Genomic DNA, 16,426 nt, shown 5'->3' on the forward strand with positions numbered 1-16,426 from the left:
CTTTCTTCAATATATTTTATCATACGTCTATAAGTTTGTTATCATATGAAATAAAATAAATGAATTTACCAGAATTTAGGGTATAATGTAACTTATAAAAATAAAATTGTATATCATTTAGTTTATTGTTGTAAATATGATCAATAATTTTAGGCAAAAACATATCAAGAAAAACAGTTTTAATTTATAATGAATGAATCATAGCAATTAAAGAATTGAGGTTTTGAATTTGAATACACACACTAAACATATTCCTTGTTTAATTACTATATTTGGCGCAACTGGAGATTTGAGTCATAGAAAATTATTCCCTTCTTTATTCCATTTATATCAACAAGATAATTTAGATGAACATATTGCAATTATTGGTGTTGGTCGAAGAGATTATACTAATGATTTCTTCCGTGAACAAGTTAAAAAATCTATTCAAACGCACGTGAAAGATACTCATCGACTTGACGAATTCATGGAACACGTTTTTTACTTTAAAAATGATGTAAATGAAGAACAAAGTTATCATGAATTATTATCATTTTCTAATGATCTTGATGATAAGTTTAAATTAGAAGGCAATCGCCTATTTTACTTAGCAATGGCGCCTCAATTCTTTGGACCAATTTCTGATTATTTAAAAGCTTCTGGCTTAACTGAAACTAAAGGATTTAAACGCCTGGTCATTGAAAAACCATTTGGTAGTGATTTTAAATCTGCTGAAAAGTTAAATAATCAATTGCGACAGTCTTTTAAAGAAGAAGAAATATATAGAATTGATCATTATCTTGGTAAAGATATGGTGCAAAATATCGAAGTTCTTCGATTCGCTAATGCGATGTTTGAGCCACTTTGGAATAATAAATATATTTCTAATATCCAGGTTACTTCTTCAGAAGTCCTAGGTGTTGAAGACCGTGGAGGTTATTATGAATCGAGCGGTGCTTTAAAAGATATGGTACAAAATCATATGTTACAAATGGTTGCATTATTAGCAATGGAAGCACCTATTAGTCTTAAAAGTGAAGATATTCGAGCTGAAAAGGTGAAAGTATTAAAATCTTTAAGACAATTAAAACCTGAAGAAGTTAATCAAAATTTTGTGCGTGGACAATATGGGGAAGGTACTATTAATGATCGACATGTTATCGCTTATAGAGATGAAGATCGTGTTGCGTCTGATTCTAATACACCAACCTTTGTTTCAGGAAGATTAACTATCGATAACTTCCGTTGGGCTGGTGTACCTTTCTATATACGTACTGGTAAGCGTATGAAGTCTAAATGTATACAAGTTGTTGTAGAATTTAAAGAAGTTCCTATGAATTTATATTATCAAACAGATAAATTACTTGATTCTAATTTATTAGTTATTAATATTCAACCTAATGAAGGGATTTCATTACACTTAAATGCTAAGAAAAGTATCCAAGGCATCGAAACAAAACCTGTTCAACTGTCTTATGCAATGAGTGCACAAGATAAAATGAATACTGTAGATGCATATGAAAACTTGTTATTTGATTGTCTTAAAGGTGATGCAACTAACTTTACACATTGGGAAGAACTTAAATCTACATGGAAATTTGTAGACGCTATTCAAGAACATTGGACAATGATTGATCCAAACTTCCCTAATTATACATCGGGTACAAATGGACCTATCGAAAGTGATTTATTATTAAGTAGAGACGGAAATCATTGGTGGGACGATATTCAATAAAAATACATTCTAAAGTTTAATGTGATAAATGTATAAAGGATAAGACGCGTTATATTATTTTCACTCATTGAAAATAAAGTCTTGTCCTTTTTAAATTTGAAGATTTAAAGGATCATTTAGAAATTTAATTTTATGATATTGATGTATATTTTTATAAAATATTGTAAAATATTAGTATTGATTGTAAATTTATTGGAGTGAAAGTTTTGGACGTTATCAAGCAGATACAACAAGCAATTGTATATATAGAAGATCATTTATTAGAACCTTTTAATTTGCAAAATTTAAGTGATTACGTTGGTCTTTCCCCTTACCATCTTGATCAATCATTTAAAATGATTGTTGGACAATCTCCTGAAAGTTATGCTCACTCTCGAAAAATGACTGAAGCTGCTAAAGAAATGATACAAAGTTCTTCGAGATTAGTTGATGTAGCAAAACGCTATAATTATATAAGTTCAAACGACTTTGCAAATGATTTCAGTGATTTTCATGGAATATCTCCTATTCAAGCTTCTACTAAAAAAGAAAAATTAAAAATGAGCGAACGTTTATATATTAAACTAACAACTACAGAAAGAGCGCCATACCCGTATAGACTAGAAACGACTAAAGATATACCTCTAGTTGGGTATGTAAAATATATTGAGGCTGATCAACTATCCAATCCTTATAAAATTCCTGATTTTTTAGAAGATTTATATTTAGATGGTAAAATAAAAGAATTAAAACGATATAATAATATAAGTCCATATGAGTTATTTGTTATTACTTGTCCTTTAGATGAAGGTATGGAATTATTTGTTGGTGTACCTAGTGAACGTTATCCAGCTCACTTAGAAAGCCGATTATTACCAGGGCGACACTATGCAAAATTTAATTTGCAAGGTCAAATTGATTACGCAGTTAATGAAGCTTGGTATTATATTGAATCCAGTTTACAACTTACTCTACCTTATGAGAAAAATAGCTTATATGTTGAAATTTATCCTTTTGATCTCTTATTCGAGGACCCGTTTACTAAAATACAATTATGGCTACCTATTGAACAAGAAAATTATAATATAGAATAAAAAAGTGTTAGATGACTAAGTTATTAAACTTAATTCATCTAACACTTTTTACTTTTTTATTAAAGTTCAGCAACAAATGCTTCAAAAGGTCTCATATTGATAATATCTAAGTCATTTTTATAATTGTGTAACTTAATTTGAGATTGTTCAACTTGGAATGGAATATTTAACGATGCAACATCTTCTGTTAAATTTCCTGCCACTAGAATCGTCTTATTATTTAGTTTTCGTGTATAAGCGAAGATATTTTCATTCGTATCATCGATTAAATTAAATTCGCCATAAGTATATATGTCATCAGATTTTTTTAATTTAATTAGACGTTTATAAAAATTAAGAATGGAATCTGAATCCCCTGATTGTTGTGACACGTTTATTGTTTTATAGTTGGGATTAACTGGAAACCATGGTGTACCTTCAGTAAAACCTCCATTTATTTCATCATTCCATTGCATAGGTGTTCTAGAATTATCACGATTCTCCATTTTATATTTATCTAATAACTGATTAACATCACCGCCTTGAGATTTAACGATTTGATATTCTGTTTTTACTGCAACATCGTTAAATGTTTCAATACTTTCAAATGGATAATTTGTCATACCAATTTCTTGGCCTTGATAAATAAAAGGTGTGCCCTGTTGTAAGAAATAAACCACTGCATGACTAGTAGCAGATTCAAACCAATACTTTTTATCATTCCCCCATGTTGAAACACGTCTAGGTTGATCATGATTTTCGATAAATAATGCATTCCATCCTATACCTTCTAGTTGCTTTTGCCAACGATTTAATATATTTTTATAAGATAAAACATCAAATTTAGAGTCGCCAGTACTCCATAAACCTAAATGTTCAAATTGGAAAATCATATTAAATTTACCTTCTTTTTCTCCAACCCATTCTTTTGCATTATCGGAATTCACGCCGTTTGCTTCTCCAACAGTCATAATGTCATATTGACTAAGTGATTTGTCCTTCATTTCTTGAAGCCAATCTTGAATGCCTGGTTGGTTCATATCAACATCAAATGCTGGAGCGTATTGTTTTCCTTTTGGAACAGGTAAGTCACCAGCTTCAAATGTTTTTTTGATGTGAGTGATTGCATCGACTCTAAAACCATCAATTCCTTTTTCAAACCACCAATTCATCATTTTAAAAATAGCTTCTCTAACCTCAGGATTGCTCCAATTTAAATCAGGTTGTTTTTTACTGAATAAGTGAAAATAATACTGCTTAGTTGTATCGTCATATTCCCAAGTTGAACCGTTGAAAATACTTTCCCAATTATTAGGTTCAGAACCGTCAGATTTAGGGTCTGCCCAAATATACCAATCTCGTTTAGGATTATCTTTACTAGAACGAGATTCTATAAACCATGGGTGTTCATCAGACGTATGGTTAACAACAAGATCTAATATTAATTTCATTCCACGCTTATGAATCTCAGATAATAAATGGTTAAAGTCTTCCATTGTTCCAAATTCATCCATAATATCTTGATAATCACTAATATCATAGCCATTATCGTCATTTGGTGACTTATACATTGGACTTAACCAGATGACATCAATTCCTAAATCTTTCAGATAGTCCAACTTTTCTATCATTCCTGGTAGATCACCTATTCCGTCATTATTGCTATCATTAAAACTTCTTGGATACACTTGATAGGCAATGGCTTCTTTCCACCAATTTTTTTCCATTTAAATCGCTCCTTTGAAAGTATTTTGTAGATAATATACATTGAAACAATTAATATTAGTATTTGATGCTTATAAACTTAACTTTTCTAAATTAAATATAAAATATATGTAAAAAAACATTATAATAATAGCTTATAAAAGTAAATAAAATATATAGGGTAATTCGGTATTTCAGAAAGCGTTTGCAACTATATCTATCGTACTAATCGAGTCACTAAATGTCAACTTAGGATGTATCGATTAAAGATAAAATGGTGTAACAAAATTAGGTATAATGGAACTTCTAACTAAAACTTCCGTATACATAAAAAATCTGAGACACTGAATGATGTCCCAGATATTTATTAATATATTAATTATTGTTCAGTCCATTGGGTATGGAAAATACCTTCTTTATCTTTACGTTCATAAGTATGTGCACCAAAATAATCACGTTGTGCTTGAATTAAATTAGCAGGTAGATCTTCTGAACGGTAGCTATCGTAATAGCTAATACTTGCTGAAAAACCAGGTGTTGGCACACCATTTTGAACACCAGTAGCAACTACTTCTCTAAGTGCATATTGATATTCAGTAACAATACCATTGAAATAAGGATCTAATAATAAGTTTTGAAGACCAGAATTATTGTCATATGCATCTTTAATTTTTTGTAAGAATTGAGCACGAATAATACAGCCTTCACGCCAAATCATCGCTAAATCACCTAATTTAAGATTCCATTCATTTTCATTACTAGCATTACGCATTTGTGCAAAACCTTGAGCGTATGAACAAATTTTACTCATATATAACGCTTTGCGGATTTTTTCTAAGAATTCTTCTTTATTTCCATCGAAGTTTGATTTAGGACCACTCAATACTTTTGATGCATTCACACGTTCTTCTTTAATTGAAGAAATGAAACGTGCAAATACAGATTCGGTAATGATTGTTAATGGTATACCTAATTCTAATGCATTAATTGATGTCCATTTACCAGTTCCTTTTTGACCAGCAGTATCAAGAATTTTTTCTACAAGAGGTTCATTATTTTCATCTAATTTAGTGAAAATATCGCCTGTAATTTCAATTAAATAACTTTCTAATTCTCCAGCATTCCAGTCTTTGAAAGTTTTAGAAATATCTTCATGAGACATACCTAATAATTCTTTCATCATTGCGTAACTTTCAGCAATTAATTGCATATCAGCATATTCGATACCGTTATGAACCATTTTTACATAGTGTCCTGCACCATTTGGTCCGATATATTCTACACATGCAGCACCATCTTTGGCTTTAGCAGCAATGGCATCTAGAATATCACTTACTTTGTTGTAAGCTTCTTGTTGACCACCAGGCATTAAAGACGGACCAGTTAACGCACCGATTTCACCACCAGAAACACCCATTCCAATAAAGTTGATACCACTTTCAGCAAGTGCTTTGTTACGACGAATTGTATCTTGATAATTTGTATTACCACCATCAATTAAAATGTCATCGTCATCTAATAAAGGCAATAAGCTATCAATTGTTGCGTCTGTAGCAGGACCCGCTTTAACCATTAATAATATTTTACGTGGTTTTTCTAAAGAGTTCACAAAATCTTCTAAAGAATACGTTGGATGAATTTGTTTATCTTCTGATTCCTTAACCATTAAATCTGTTTTATCACTAGAACGGTTATAAACAGATACGCTATAACCACGTGATTCGATATTCCATGCAAGGTTTTTACCCATAACAGCTAAACCTACTACACCTATTTGTTGAGTCATATTACTTACCTCTCTTATTCAATAATTTCATTAGTATTGTATCACAAAAATATAAATGACTTCACTAAAGTAAAATTTTATTTTGCTACTAATTCAACAATTTTAATCAATTGATTCGTAAGTTGATTTAAAGCATCAACAGGGATTCGTTCAGAAGTAGTATGAATATGTTCGTATCCTACACCTAATATTACTGTTGGAATATTATATGTGTTAATAATACTTCCATCTGAACCGCCTCCAGCAATAACAGTTTCACCCGAAAGTCCTAAGGCTTTAGCGCTCTTTATAGCATATTGAGTCACTGACTCAGTATCATTTCTTCTAAAACCAGGATAACTTTTAGAAATTTTAATGTTTGCTTTACCGCCTAATTCTTTTGCTGTAGTTTCGAAAACCTCTTTCATATGTTTGACTTGATTTTCTAAACTTTCATCATTATGCGAACGAGCTTCAGCCTCTAAAACAACTTTATCTGCAACAATATTTGTAGCAGAACCACCATAAAATTTACCAATATTAGCTGTGGTATCTTGATCAATCTGACCTAAATGCATTTTATTAATCGCCTTAGCTGCAATATTAATTGCACTTATACCTTGGTTTGGTTTACTAGCATGTGCTGTTTTTCCATAAATAGTTGTATTGATAATCATTTGAGTTGGTGCGCCTACTACTGTAGTTCCAACTGCTTGACTGGCATCAACTGCATAGCCAAATTCTGCATCAATTATATTTTGATCTAATTCTTTAGCACCTTTTAAACCTGCTTCTTCTCCTACAGTGATAATAAATTGTATTTGGCCATGTGGTAATTGGTGGTCGTTTATAGTATGAATTGTTTCTATTAAAGCAGCTATACCAGCTTTATCATCTGCTCCTAATACAGTCGTGCCATCTGAATATATATAACCATCTTCTTTAACGATAGGTTTAACGTTAATACCAGGAACAACCGTATCCATATGGCTAGTAAAGTAAATCTTAGAAACATGTTCTTTCCCTTTACTACTTGGTAAAGTACAAATTAAATTATTAGCACCTAACCATTCTCTTTTAGATGCATCATCTTCTACAACATGTAATCCTAAATCTATAAACTTCTTTTTTAGAATGGGCTGTATCTCTTCTTCATTACCAGTTTCAGAATTAATTCGCACTAATTCTAAAAAAGTATTTAGTAAACGTTGACTATTAATCATTATGAAAACCCCTTTCTTATATAGATAATATTTTAACTGACTTTGACAATTAGAGTAAATAAATTGATTGCCATTTTTGTAGAAATCATTTAAGGTTATTTTATATACTATGAGTTATTAATATAATGACATTAAATTATTTTAAAAGTTTCAAGGAGCGTTTACATTGAATAATAAAGTGCTAAAAATTATTATTATTATCATGTTAATTGCAGTTGTAGCTGCATTGTTACTTACAAGTCTTGTTCCTCTCATGCATTAAAAATTAATTAGATTAGAAACTATCGACAAAAATTCAAATTTGACGATAGTTTTTATTATTATTTCTTAAATTTATGCAAATAAAAAAGACAAACTTTTTGTATTTAAAGGAAGTTTGTCTTTTTACTTTGATTAGAAATTATTCTTAGATGTTATATTTCACTATGTAATTTTAAAGAGCCGAATTGAGATTTAATATTTAAATATTCTTCTAATTCATTTAAAATTTGCATCATACTTGCTCTTGATTTTAAAGATTGATGTGATTCTGGCAATGGTAATTCGTCTAATTTTAAACGTATTTCATATAATGAATGTAATCTTAATACTGTATAGTCATTACTATTAACATTATCTCCAATTTCAGCCATTAAATGGGCAACAGTCTCTAGCAAAGGATCATTAGCTGAAGTACTATGAATTAATGTTTGGATTCTGCGTAGTATTTCTAGTTGTTCTTCTCTCATATCAAAATAGTGATAATATGAGTTTTCATTTCGTACAAAGTGATTTTTAACGTCTCTAAAAGCAATAGATTTAGCCTTACGAATATTGGTTTCTAATGTATCAAAAGAAATTGACAATTGTTTATTAATATTTAAACATGCTTCACTATATTGTTTAAATATTGCTTTAATTTCATTTTCAATTTCCTTCTTAAAATTACCTAATGTATTATCTAGACTAGGCATAATTAAATTCATTAAAAATGCTATTCCTAAACCAATTATAAGAAGTAAAATTTCATTAATAATTAAATGAAGACCAATAACTTTGGCATTAAATACGTGAAGTAAAATGACACAACTTGTCACTACACCTTCTTGAACATTCAACATCACTGTAAGTGGAATAAATAATAAAACAATTAATCCTAAAACGACTGCATTTTGACCAAGTAAATTAAAAATAAATGAACCAAAAAATAACATTAATAAACACGAAACGAATCGAGAACCAATTGCTTGTAGTGAGTGAACTTTAGTATGTTTAATACATAAAACAATGAGGATAGCGCTTGAAGCATAGTTATCAAGCCCTACCCATTTAGATAAAACAACACCTAATGTAATTCCTACAGCTGTTTTAAGTGTTCTAAATCCAATTCTATAAGGATTTAAAGCTAGCATATGATGTTCCTCTTATCTTTCTTCACAATACTTATCAAATAAGTTTTGAAGTCGATTGATAACATCCATTACATCATGACCTTCTATTTGATGGCGTTCTATCATTTCAGTAATCTTACCATCTTTCATAAGTGCAAATGATGGACTTGAAGGGGGATATCCTTCAAAATAGTCTCTCGCTTGCTGAGTTGCTTCTTTATCTTGACCAGCAAATACAGTGACTAATCTATTAGGCAACTTGTCATAATGAAGTGCGTGACTTGCAGCTGGACGCGCTATACCTCCTGCACATCCACAAACTGAATTTATCATTACAAGTGTAGTACCCTCTTGTTTAAATACTTTATCAACTTCATCTGAAGTAGTTAATTGTTCATAACCAGCAGATTCAATTTCATTTCTTGCTTGTTCTACAATACCATTCATATATAAATCAAAATTTAAGTCCATTTTGAATCACCTTTCAATCAATTATTATTTATTGTTATTTTACTAATTTCCAACATATAGTTCAAATAGGTTGGTTTTAATATAAGCAAGTCATTAATAACTTTTAATAAATATTTGTTGCTTCAATTGAATAGCTTTCAATACGTTTTTTTACTTGAGACATAAATCGCCCAGTTTGAACCCCATCTAAAATACGATGATCAATTGAAATACATAAATTGACCATGTTTCTTATAGCTATCATATCATCTATTACAACTGGTTTTTTTATAATTGATTCTACTTGTAAGATTGCTGCTTGAGGATGATTAATAATACCCATTGAAGATACAGAACCAAATGTACCAGTATTATTAACTGTAAAAGTACCACCAGTCATGTCTTCTTGAGTCAGTTGTTGATTTCGAGCTTTTTGTGCTAATTGATTAATTTCTCTAGCAATACCTTTAATTGATTTTTCATCAGCATTTTTAATTACAGGAACATATAGTTTGTCCTCATCAGCTACAGCTATTGAAATATTGATGTCCTTATGAATTACAATTTCATTATCATCCCAACTACTATTAAGTAATGGATTAGATTTTAAAGCTTCAGCTACAGCTTTTACAAAGAAAGCAAAGAATGTTAAATTATAACCTTCTTGTTTTTTAAATGCTGTTTTATAGTGATTTCTAGTTTTTACAAGGTCTGTGGCATCGACTTCTAACATCATCCAACCATGTGGAATTTCAGTAACACTGGTAACCATATTTTGAGCAATTGCTTTTCGAACACCTTTAACTGGTATTGTATAACCTTCAAATAGTTCATTTGATGAAGAATTATTGTATTTTTGTGACACTTCTGAATGATTATTCAATTGAGTTGTGAATGTTTCTTCTGAATCATGTTGGTTATTTTCTTGAATATAAGTTTCAATATCTTTTTTAGTTACTCTACCTTCAAATCCTGTTCCTGGTACCTTTGATAAATCAATATCGTTTACTGAAGCTATCTTAAATACGACTGGAGAAAATCTTCCATTATTGACCGAATTCTTAGATGATTGATTTGTTTTAGAAGACATAGATTGACTATTTTCAACATTACTTTGTGTTTGATTAGTTGTTTCATTAGTGTTGTCTTGATTAGAAATTGAAGATGGGTCATCAGGTTGAATTTTACAAATAGTTTGGTTGATTTCAATTGTTTCACTTTCAGTAGCAATTAATTCTGTAATTGTACCTGAAATGGTTGAAGGAACTTCTGCTGTTACTTTATCTGTAACCACTTCGCATAATGGTTCATATTCATCTACATGATCACCTTCAGAAACTAACCATTGCTCAATTGTGCCTTCATGAACACTTTCACCTAATTTTGGCATTTTTACATCCATTATGTTACCTCCCTAAAATTGTGCTAACTCTCTCATTTTTTTTAATATCTTATCAGGATTCATCATTACTTCATTTTCTAAATTAGGAGAAAATGGCATTGATGGAACGTCAGGACCAGCTAATCGCATAATTGGCGCATCCAATTCGAACAAACAATGTTCGGCTATGATTGCTGAGACTTCAGACATGACACTACCTTCAAGGTTGTCTTCAGTTACAAGCAAAATCTTACCATTTCTTTTAGCGCGTTCGATAATCGTTGTTTTATCTAATGGATAAACTGTTCTTAAGTCAATGACTTCGACATGAATACCATCTGCCTCTAAAATATCAGCTGCTTGAATACAATAATTAACACATAATCCATAAGTAAAAACTGTAATATCATCGCCTTCACGTTTAACATCTGCTTTACCTAAAGGAACAGTATAATAAGATTCAGGCACTTCTTCTTTTAAAAATCGGTATGCTTTTTTATGTTCAAAAAATAATACCGGATCATTAGATTCAATTGAAGATAATAATAAACCTTTTGCATCATATGGTGTCGAAGGAATTACAATTGTTAAGCCAGGTGTAGACGCAAAAATGCTCTCAATACTTTGAGAATGATATAACCCACCATGTACACCTCCACCAAAAGGTGCACGAACTGTTAAAGGACATTGCCAATCATTATTAGAACGATAGCGCATTTTAGCAGCTTCACTAATAATTTGGTTAACTGCTGGTAAAATAAAATCTGCGAATTGAATTTCAGCTATAGGTCGTTTGCCAAGCATTGCTGCACCAATAGCAGTACCGATAATATTTGATTCTGCTAAAGGAGTATCAATCACACGCATATCTCCATATTTTTTTTGTAGACCGCGTGTAGCACCGAATACGCCACCTTTACGTCCTACATCTTCTCCTAATATAAAAGTATTATTATCTTTTTCCATAGCCAAGTCTTGTGTATTTTGAATGGCTTCTATATAACTCATTTTAGTCATTGAAAATATCTCCTTCCGGATCATATACATATTGATACGCTTCTTCTACATCTGGATATTGAGCATTTTCAGCATCTTTTGTAGCTTTATCTATAATAGCTTTATGTGTGTTATCTAATTCATTTAGCCAATTTTCATTAATAATACCTAAATCGAGTAATTCATTTTTAAATTTCAGATTACAATCCGATGTCTTGAACGAATCTCTTTCTTCTTTAGAACGATATGTATCATCATCATCTGAAGAATGAGGAGTCATTCGAGTAGTAACTGCTTCAATCAGTGTTGCTCCTTCCCCATTCAGTGCTCTTTCTCTTGCTTCTTTCATTGCTTTGTACACAGCAACTGGATCATTACCATCTACAGTTTCTCCATGCATACCATAACCTATTGCTCTATCAGATAAATGTGTTGCTGCATATTGTAATGAATCCGGGACTGAAATCGCATATTTATTATTAATAATTACACATACAAACGGTAATTTATGTACTCCTGCAAAATTAAGTGCTTCATGAAAATCTCCTTGATTTGAGCTTCCTTCTCCTACAGTAGCAGTTGCTATATTAGATTGTTGGTCCATTTTTAGAGATAGTGCTGCACCTACCGAGTGAGGAATTTGTGTTGCTACTGGAGAACTTTGAGATAAAATACCTTTTTCTCTATGACTAAAATGAGAAGGCATTTGTTTTCCTCCTGAATTAATGTCATCCTTTTTACCGAAAGAAGCTAACATAGTATCATAAGGAGAAATCCCCATATATGTAACGAAAGCTAAATCTCTATAATATGGAGATGAAATATCTCCTTCTTTCATTGCATATGCCATACCAATTTGAGTGGCTTCTTGTCCTTGTCCACTTACTACAAACGGTATTTTTCCAGCACGGTTAAGTAACCATAGTCGTTCATCTAGTTTTCTCCCTAAGTCCATCCATTTATATATTTCTCTCAAATCTTCATCTTTAAGTCCCACAGATTTGTAATCAATCATTTTTTAGTTCCTCCTTTAAACGTGTATTGCTCTGTCTTCAGCCTTTAGCCCAAGCTCCTTTAATACTTCGGATAATGATGGATGTGTATGAGTAGTTAATCCCAGTTCTAATGTAGATCCATTCATAAATTGTAATAAAGCAACTTCATTTATCAATTCTGTGACATGTGGACCCACCATACTTATTCCAATAATATCACCATTATCTTTATCTAACACGATTTCACAAAAGCCTCGTTTACTATTAGTTTCCTCAATAACTGCTTTTCCAATAGCATTAAAAGGAACTTTATAACTGGTTGCTTTAATATTTTGAGATTTTGCAGTTTCTAAATTTAAACCGATAGATGCGACTTCTGGATAAGTATAAACACATTTGGGCATTAAATCATAATTCAAGGGAAGCGGGTGTTCATTAAACATATGTTCAACTGCCGTGATTCCTTCTTTAGAAGCTATGTGAGCTAATTGTAATTTTCCAATACAATCACCTGCTGCATAAAGGTGATTATCACTCGTTTTTTGAAATTCATTTACTTCTATATAACCATGGCTATCTAACTGAATTTTAGTATTTTGAATACCAATATCACTTGTGTTAGGTGTTCGACCTACTGCTACTAATATTTTATCAACTGCAATAGTAGTTTCTTTATTTACATTTATTTGAATGACATCGGTTTTATGTATAATATTCTCTTCACTTAGTTGGTAATCCTCAAAAAATTCTACCCCACGTTCAATCAAACTATCTTTTAAAAATGTTGAAACGGATTTACTTTCAGAAGGTAATATACGTTTACCTGCCTCAATTACTGTAACATTTACATTTAAATCAACTAGTAATGAAGCAAATTCAAGACCGATAACTCCACCTCCGACAATAGCAATACTGTTGGGAAGTGTGTCAAGTTGTAATATATCATCGCTCGATAAAATATTTTGATGATTAATCTCTAAAAATGGTAATGTTTGAGGGTGTGACCCTGTAGCAATAAGTACAAATTGATTAGGAAGTAACTCTGAACTGCCATCTTCATATTCAACAGAAATCGTTCCACTTTGGGGAGAAAATATAGAAGTTCCCATGATACGTCCCGTACCATTGTATATATCAATATGATTTTTTTGCATTAAACTTTGAACGCCGTTATGCATTTGATTAATTATATCTGTTTTTCGATCCATCATTTTTTTAAAATTGATGTGAAAATCGCTTGTATCTATACCAAATTCTGAAGATTGTCTAACAGTCCGAGTAACTTCAGCAGATTTAAGTAGCGCTTTAGTTGGAATGCAACCTTTATGTAAACATGTACCTCCTAATAATGATTTCTCTACAATTGCTACTTTTTTCCCTAATTGAGAGGCACGAATCGCTGCTACGTATCCTGCTGTCCCACCACCTAATACAACTAAATCATATTGTTTTTCAGACATATTGCTACTCCTTTTTAATCAGATTTAAAGGTTAGAATTGAAAAGTGTAACTAAACAATTTGAATATAGAAGATAACATCAAACTCAAAACGTTCTATTTCTTTTCGACATCCAACCTTAATTTAAATTATTCAATTTTAAACTATTTATGATTTTGAGTAATCATTTCTCTAGCATTTTCTCTTGTTAGTTCAGTTACACTTGCTCCAGAAATCATACGGGCAATTTCGTCAATTTTATCTTCGTTTTTTAACTCTTTCACTTGAGTTGTTGTGCGATCATTTTTAGACATTTTACTAATTAATAAATGATGATCACTCATTGAAGCTACTTGAGGTAAGTGAGATATACAAATAACTTGAATATATTTAGCAATATCTCTCATTTTTTCAGCCATTTTTTGAGCTGCTTGACCAGAGACCCCAGAATCAACTTCATCAAACAAAATAGCAGTTTGACCTCTGGATTCAACGAATATACTTTTTAGCGCAAGCATAATACGAGAAAGTTCTCCACCAGAAGCTATTTTATTTAAACTTTTAAGTGGTTCACCCTTATTAGGACTAATTAAAAACTCTACAAACTCAATTCCTTCTATTGTAGGCGTTTCTAATGGTTGAAATGAAATTTCAAGATTAGCATCTTTCATTTGTAAGTTTTGAATTTCAGCCACTATATGATCTCGTAATGTTCGAGCTACTTTTCGTCTTTCTTTTGATAACGACTGTCCATATTTTATTACTTTTTCATAAAGTAGTTCAATTTCTTCTTTTAATTGAGAAGTACTTTCTTCATAATTTTCAATCTTAGCAATTTCACTTTCTAATTTAGATTGATAAGTAATAAGTTCATCAATATTTTTACCATATTTACGTTTAAGATTATTCAGTAAGTTCATTCTAGACTCAAATTCATTAAGTAATTGTTCATCAAAATCAGTATTTGACATTTCATCGTATAGTTCATGTTTAGCATCTTCTAGTGTATAGTAGAACTGATCGATATCCTCTTTAAGTTTTTTAAATTTTCCTGGAAGAATATCATAAATAGTTTGCAAATGATTACTTAATTCATATAGGCGATCAGTGATAGCATGTTCATCTGTAAGTGTGATATGCGCATTGTTTAATGCTAAGCTTAACTTTTCAGAATTCTGGATTCGCTTTATATCAGATTCTAATTGGGCAATTTCACCTTCTTTTAGAGAAGCTTCTTGCAATTCCTCAAATTGAAACTTCATTAAATCGAGACGTTGCAATAATGCTTGGTCAGCAGACTGTAACTCTTCGAGCTCTTTTTTCTTTTCTTTATATTCATTAAATGTTGTTTCATATCGTTCTTTACTATTAGTATATTGATTTTCAGCGTAGTCATCTAATAATTTTAGATGATATTTTTGTTTTAATAAAATTTGTGTCTCATGCTGCCCATGTATATCTAAGAGTTCTTGCATCACTTTTCGTAAATCTTGAAGAGTAACAATTTGATTATTAATACGACAAATACTTTTTCCTGAACTAAAAATTTCTCTTTTTACTAATAGAAAGTCTTCATCAATATCAATATCTAAATCATTTAGAACTGAAATAGCCTCTTTACTATTATCAATATCAAAAATACCTTCAATAATTGCTTTTTTCTCTCCATGTCTTACAAAATCTGAAGAGGCACGCATACCAATCAGTTGACCTATAGCATCTATAATAATTGATTTACCAGATCCAGTTTCACCGCTAAGTACAGTTAATCCATCAGAAAAATGAATTTCGAGTTCATCTATAATTGCAAATTGCTTTATTGATAAGGTTTGTAACATAGATTAATCGCATCCTTATAATAAATTGAAAATTCTTGTTTTAATTGTATGACTTGCTTCTTCATCTCTGCATATTAATAGACAAGTATCATCACCACAAATAGTTCCTAATACTTCATCCCAATCAATTTGGTCTAAGATGGCTCCAATGGATTGAGCGTTACCAGGAAGTGTTTTTAGTACTAGTAAGTTTCCTGTTCCATCAATATTTACAAATGAATCCATTAAGTATCTACCTAGTTTTTCTAAAGGATGATACTTTCTATCGTTGGGAAGGCTATATACATACTGTCCTGTTGAAGCAGGTACTTTAATTAATTGTAATTCTTTAATGTCACGAGAGACAGTCGCTTGAGTAACATTTAGGTCGTATTCATTTAGACGTTTTACAAGTTCATCTTGTGTTTCAATTTGTTCACTTGAAATAATCTCTCTTATTTTTATATGTCTTACAGATTTTTTTGCCATTATGAACACTCCTAGTTTCGAATATTTATACA

Annotated in this window: 14 protein-coding genes; 3 read left to right on the plus strand and 11 right to left on the minus strand. The window is 31.0% G+C overall.

Annotation, left to right across the window (positions count from 1 at the left end; genetic code table 11):
- The first annotated feature begins 229 nt into the window (after nucleotides 1-229).
- Together zwf and AC2FB1_RS01380 are read left to right on the plus strand one after the other, a co-directional pair.
- Complete coding sequence (zwf, locus tag AC2FB1_RS01375; protein WP_490673484.1) at nucleotides 230-1,714, plus strand: glucose-6-phosphate dehydrogenase; 1,485 nt, start codon at nucleotides 230-232, stop codon at nucleotides 1,712-1,714.
- A 206-nt stretch (nucleotides 1,715-1,920) separates the two neighbouring features.
- Nucleotides 1,921-2,787, plus strand: coding sequence for an effector binding domain-containing protein (locus tag AC2FB1_RS01380; RefSeq protein WP_490673485.1), 867 nt, complete (start codon nucleotides 1,921-1,923; stop codon nucleotides 2,785-2,787).
- Nucleotides 2,788-2,846: 59 nt separating this feature from the next.
- Here AC2FB1_RS01380 and AC2FB1_RS01385 read toward each other — a convergent pair whose 3' ends face one another.
- The 3 genes from AC2FB1_RS01385 to AC2FB1_RS01395 form a co-directional block, all read right to left on the minus strand.
- Nucleotides 2,847-4,493, minus strand: a complete 1,647-nt coding sequence (locus AC2FB1_RS01385; RefSeq protein ID WP_490673486.1) for a glycoside hydrolase family 13 protein — start codon at nucleotides 4,491-4,493, stop codon at nucleotides 2,847-2,849.
- Nucleotides 4,494-4,849: 356 nt separating this feature from the next.
- Complete coding sequence (gene gnd, locus AC2FB1_RS01390) at nucleotides 4,850-6,256, minus strand: NADP-dependent phosphogluconate dehydrogenase (RefSeq protein WP_490673487.1); 1,407 nt, start codon at nucleotides 6,254-6,256, stop codon at nucleotides 4,850-4,852.
- Nucleotides 6,257-6,333: 77 nt separating this feature from the next.
- The gene (locus AC2FB1_RS01395) at nucleotides 6,334-7,458 is read right to left on the minus strand and encodes a M20/M25/M40 family metallo-hydrolase (protein ID WP_490673488.1); all 1,125 of its coding nucleotides are present in this window, start codon (nucleotides 7,456-7,458) and stop codon (nucleotides 6,334-6,336) included.
- A gap of 166 nt (nucleotides 7,459-7,624) precedes the next feature.
- On the opposite strand from AC2FB1_RS01395, the gene prli42 reads away from it, so the two are divergent.
- The gene (prli42, locus tag AC2FB1_RS01400; RefSeq protein WP_017176262.1) at nucleotides 7,625-7,720 is read left to right on the plus strand and encodes a stressosome-associated protein Prli42; all 96 of its coding nucleotides are present in this window, start codon (nucleotides 7,625-7,627) and stop codon (nucleotides 7,718-7,720) included.
- A 151-nt stretch (nucleotides 7,721-7,871) separates the two neighbouring features.
- On the opposite strand, the gene AC2FB1_RS01405 is transcribed toward prli42, so the two are convergent.
- From AC2FB1_RS01405 to ahrC, 8 genes are all read right to left on the minus strand, one after another.
- Complete coding sequence (locus tag AC2FB1_RS01405) at nucleotides 7,872-8,849, minus strand: aromatic acid exporter family protein (RefSeq protein WP_490673489.1); 978 nt, start codon at nucleotides 8,847-8,849, stop codon at nucleotides 7,872-7,874.
- A 12-nt stretch (nucleotides 8,850-8,861) separates the two neighbouring features.
- Nucleotides 8,862-9,299, minus strand: coding sequence for a bacilliredoxin BrxB (brxB, locus tag AC2FB1_RS01410; protein WP_490673490.1), 438 nt, complete (start codon nucleotides 9,297-9,299; stop codon nucleotides 8,862-8,864).
- 103 nt (nucleotides 9,300-9,402) lie between these two features.
- Nucleotides 9,403-10,680, minus strand: a complete 1,278-nt coding sequence (locus tag AC2FB1_RS01415; protein WP_490673491.1) for a dihydrolipoamide acetyltransferase family protein — start codon at nucleotides 10,678-10,680, stop codon at nucleotides 9,403-9,405.
- A 12-nt stretch (nucleotides 10,681-10,692) separates the two neighbouring features.
- Nucleotides 10,693-11,676 (minus strand): alpha-ketoacid dehydrogenase subunit beta, encoded by a 984-nt coding sequence (locus AC2FB1_RS01420; RefSeq protein ID WP_490673492.1) that lies wholly within the window; start codon nucleotides 11,674-11,676, stop codon nucleotides 10,693-10,695.
- On the minus strand, nucleotides 11,669-12,670 hold the full coding sequence (locus AC2FB1_RS01425; RefSeq protein ID WP_490673493.1) for a thiamine pyrophosphate-dependent dehydrogenase E1 component subunit alpha: 1,002 nt from the start codon (nucleotides 12,668-12,670) through the stop codon (nucleotides 11,669-11,671). The genes AC2FB1_RS01420 and AC2FB1_RS01425 overlap by 8 nt, the downstream gene beginning before the upstream one ends.
- A gap of 15 nt (nucleotides 12,671-12,685) precedes the next feature.
- The gene (gene lpdA / locus AC2FB1_RS01430) at nucleotides 12,686-14,110 is read right to left on the minus strand and encodes a dihydrolipoyl dehydrogenase (protein ID WP_490673494.1); all 1,425 of its coding nucleotides are present in this window, start codon (nucleotides 14,108-14,110) and stop codon (nucleotides 12,686-12,688) included.
- 142 nt (nucleotides 14,111-14,252) lie between these two features.
- The gene (gene recN / locus AC2FB1_RS01435) at nucleotides 14,253-15,926 is read right to left on the minus strand and encodes a DNA repair protein RecN (protein WP_490673495.1); all 1,674 of its coding nucleotides are present in this window, start codon (nucleotides 15,924-15,926) and stop codon (nucleotides 14,253-14,255) included.
- A gap of 15 nt (nucleotides 15,927-15,941) precedes the next feature.
- On the minus strand, nucleotides 15,942-16,394 hold the full coding sequence (gene ahrC, locus AC2FB1_RS01440) for a transcriptional regulator AhrC/ArgR (RefSeq protein ID WP_490673496.1): 453 nt from the start codon (nucleotides 16,392-16,394) through the stop codon (nucleotides 15,942-15,944).
- Nucleotides 16,395-16,426 lie beyond the last annotated feature (32 nt).

It is taken from the genome of Staphylococcus sp. CoH_129_LAB_1, assembly GCF_058191515.1.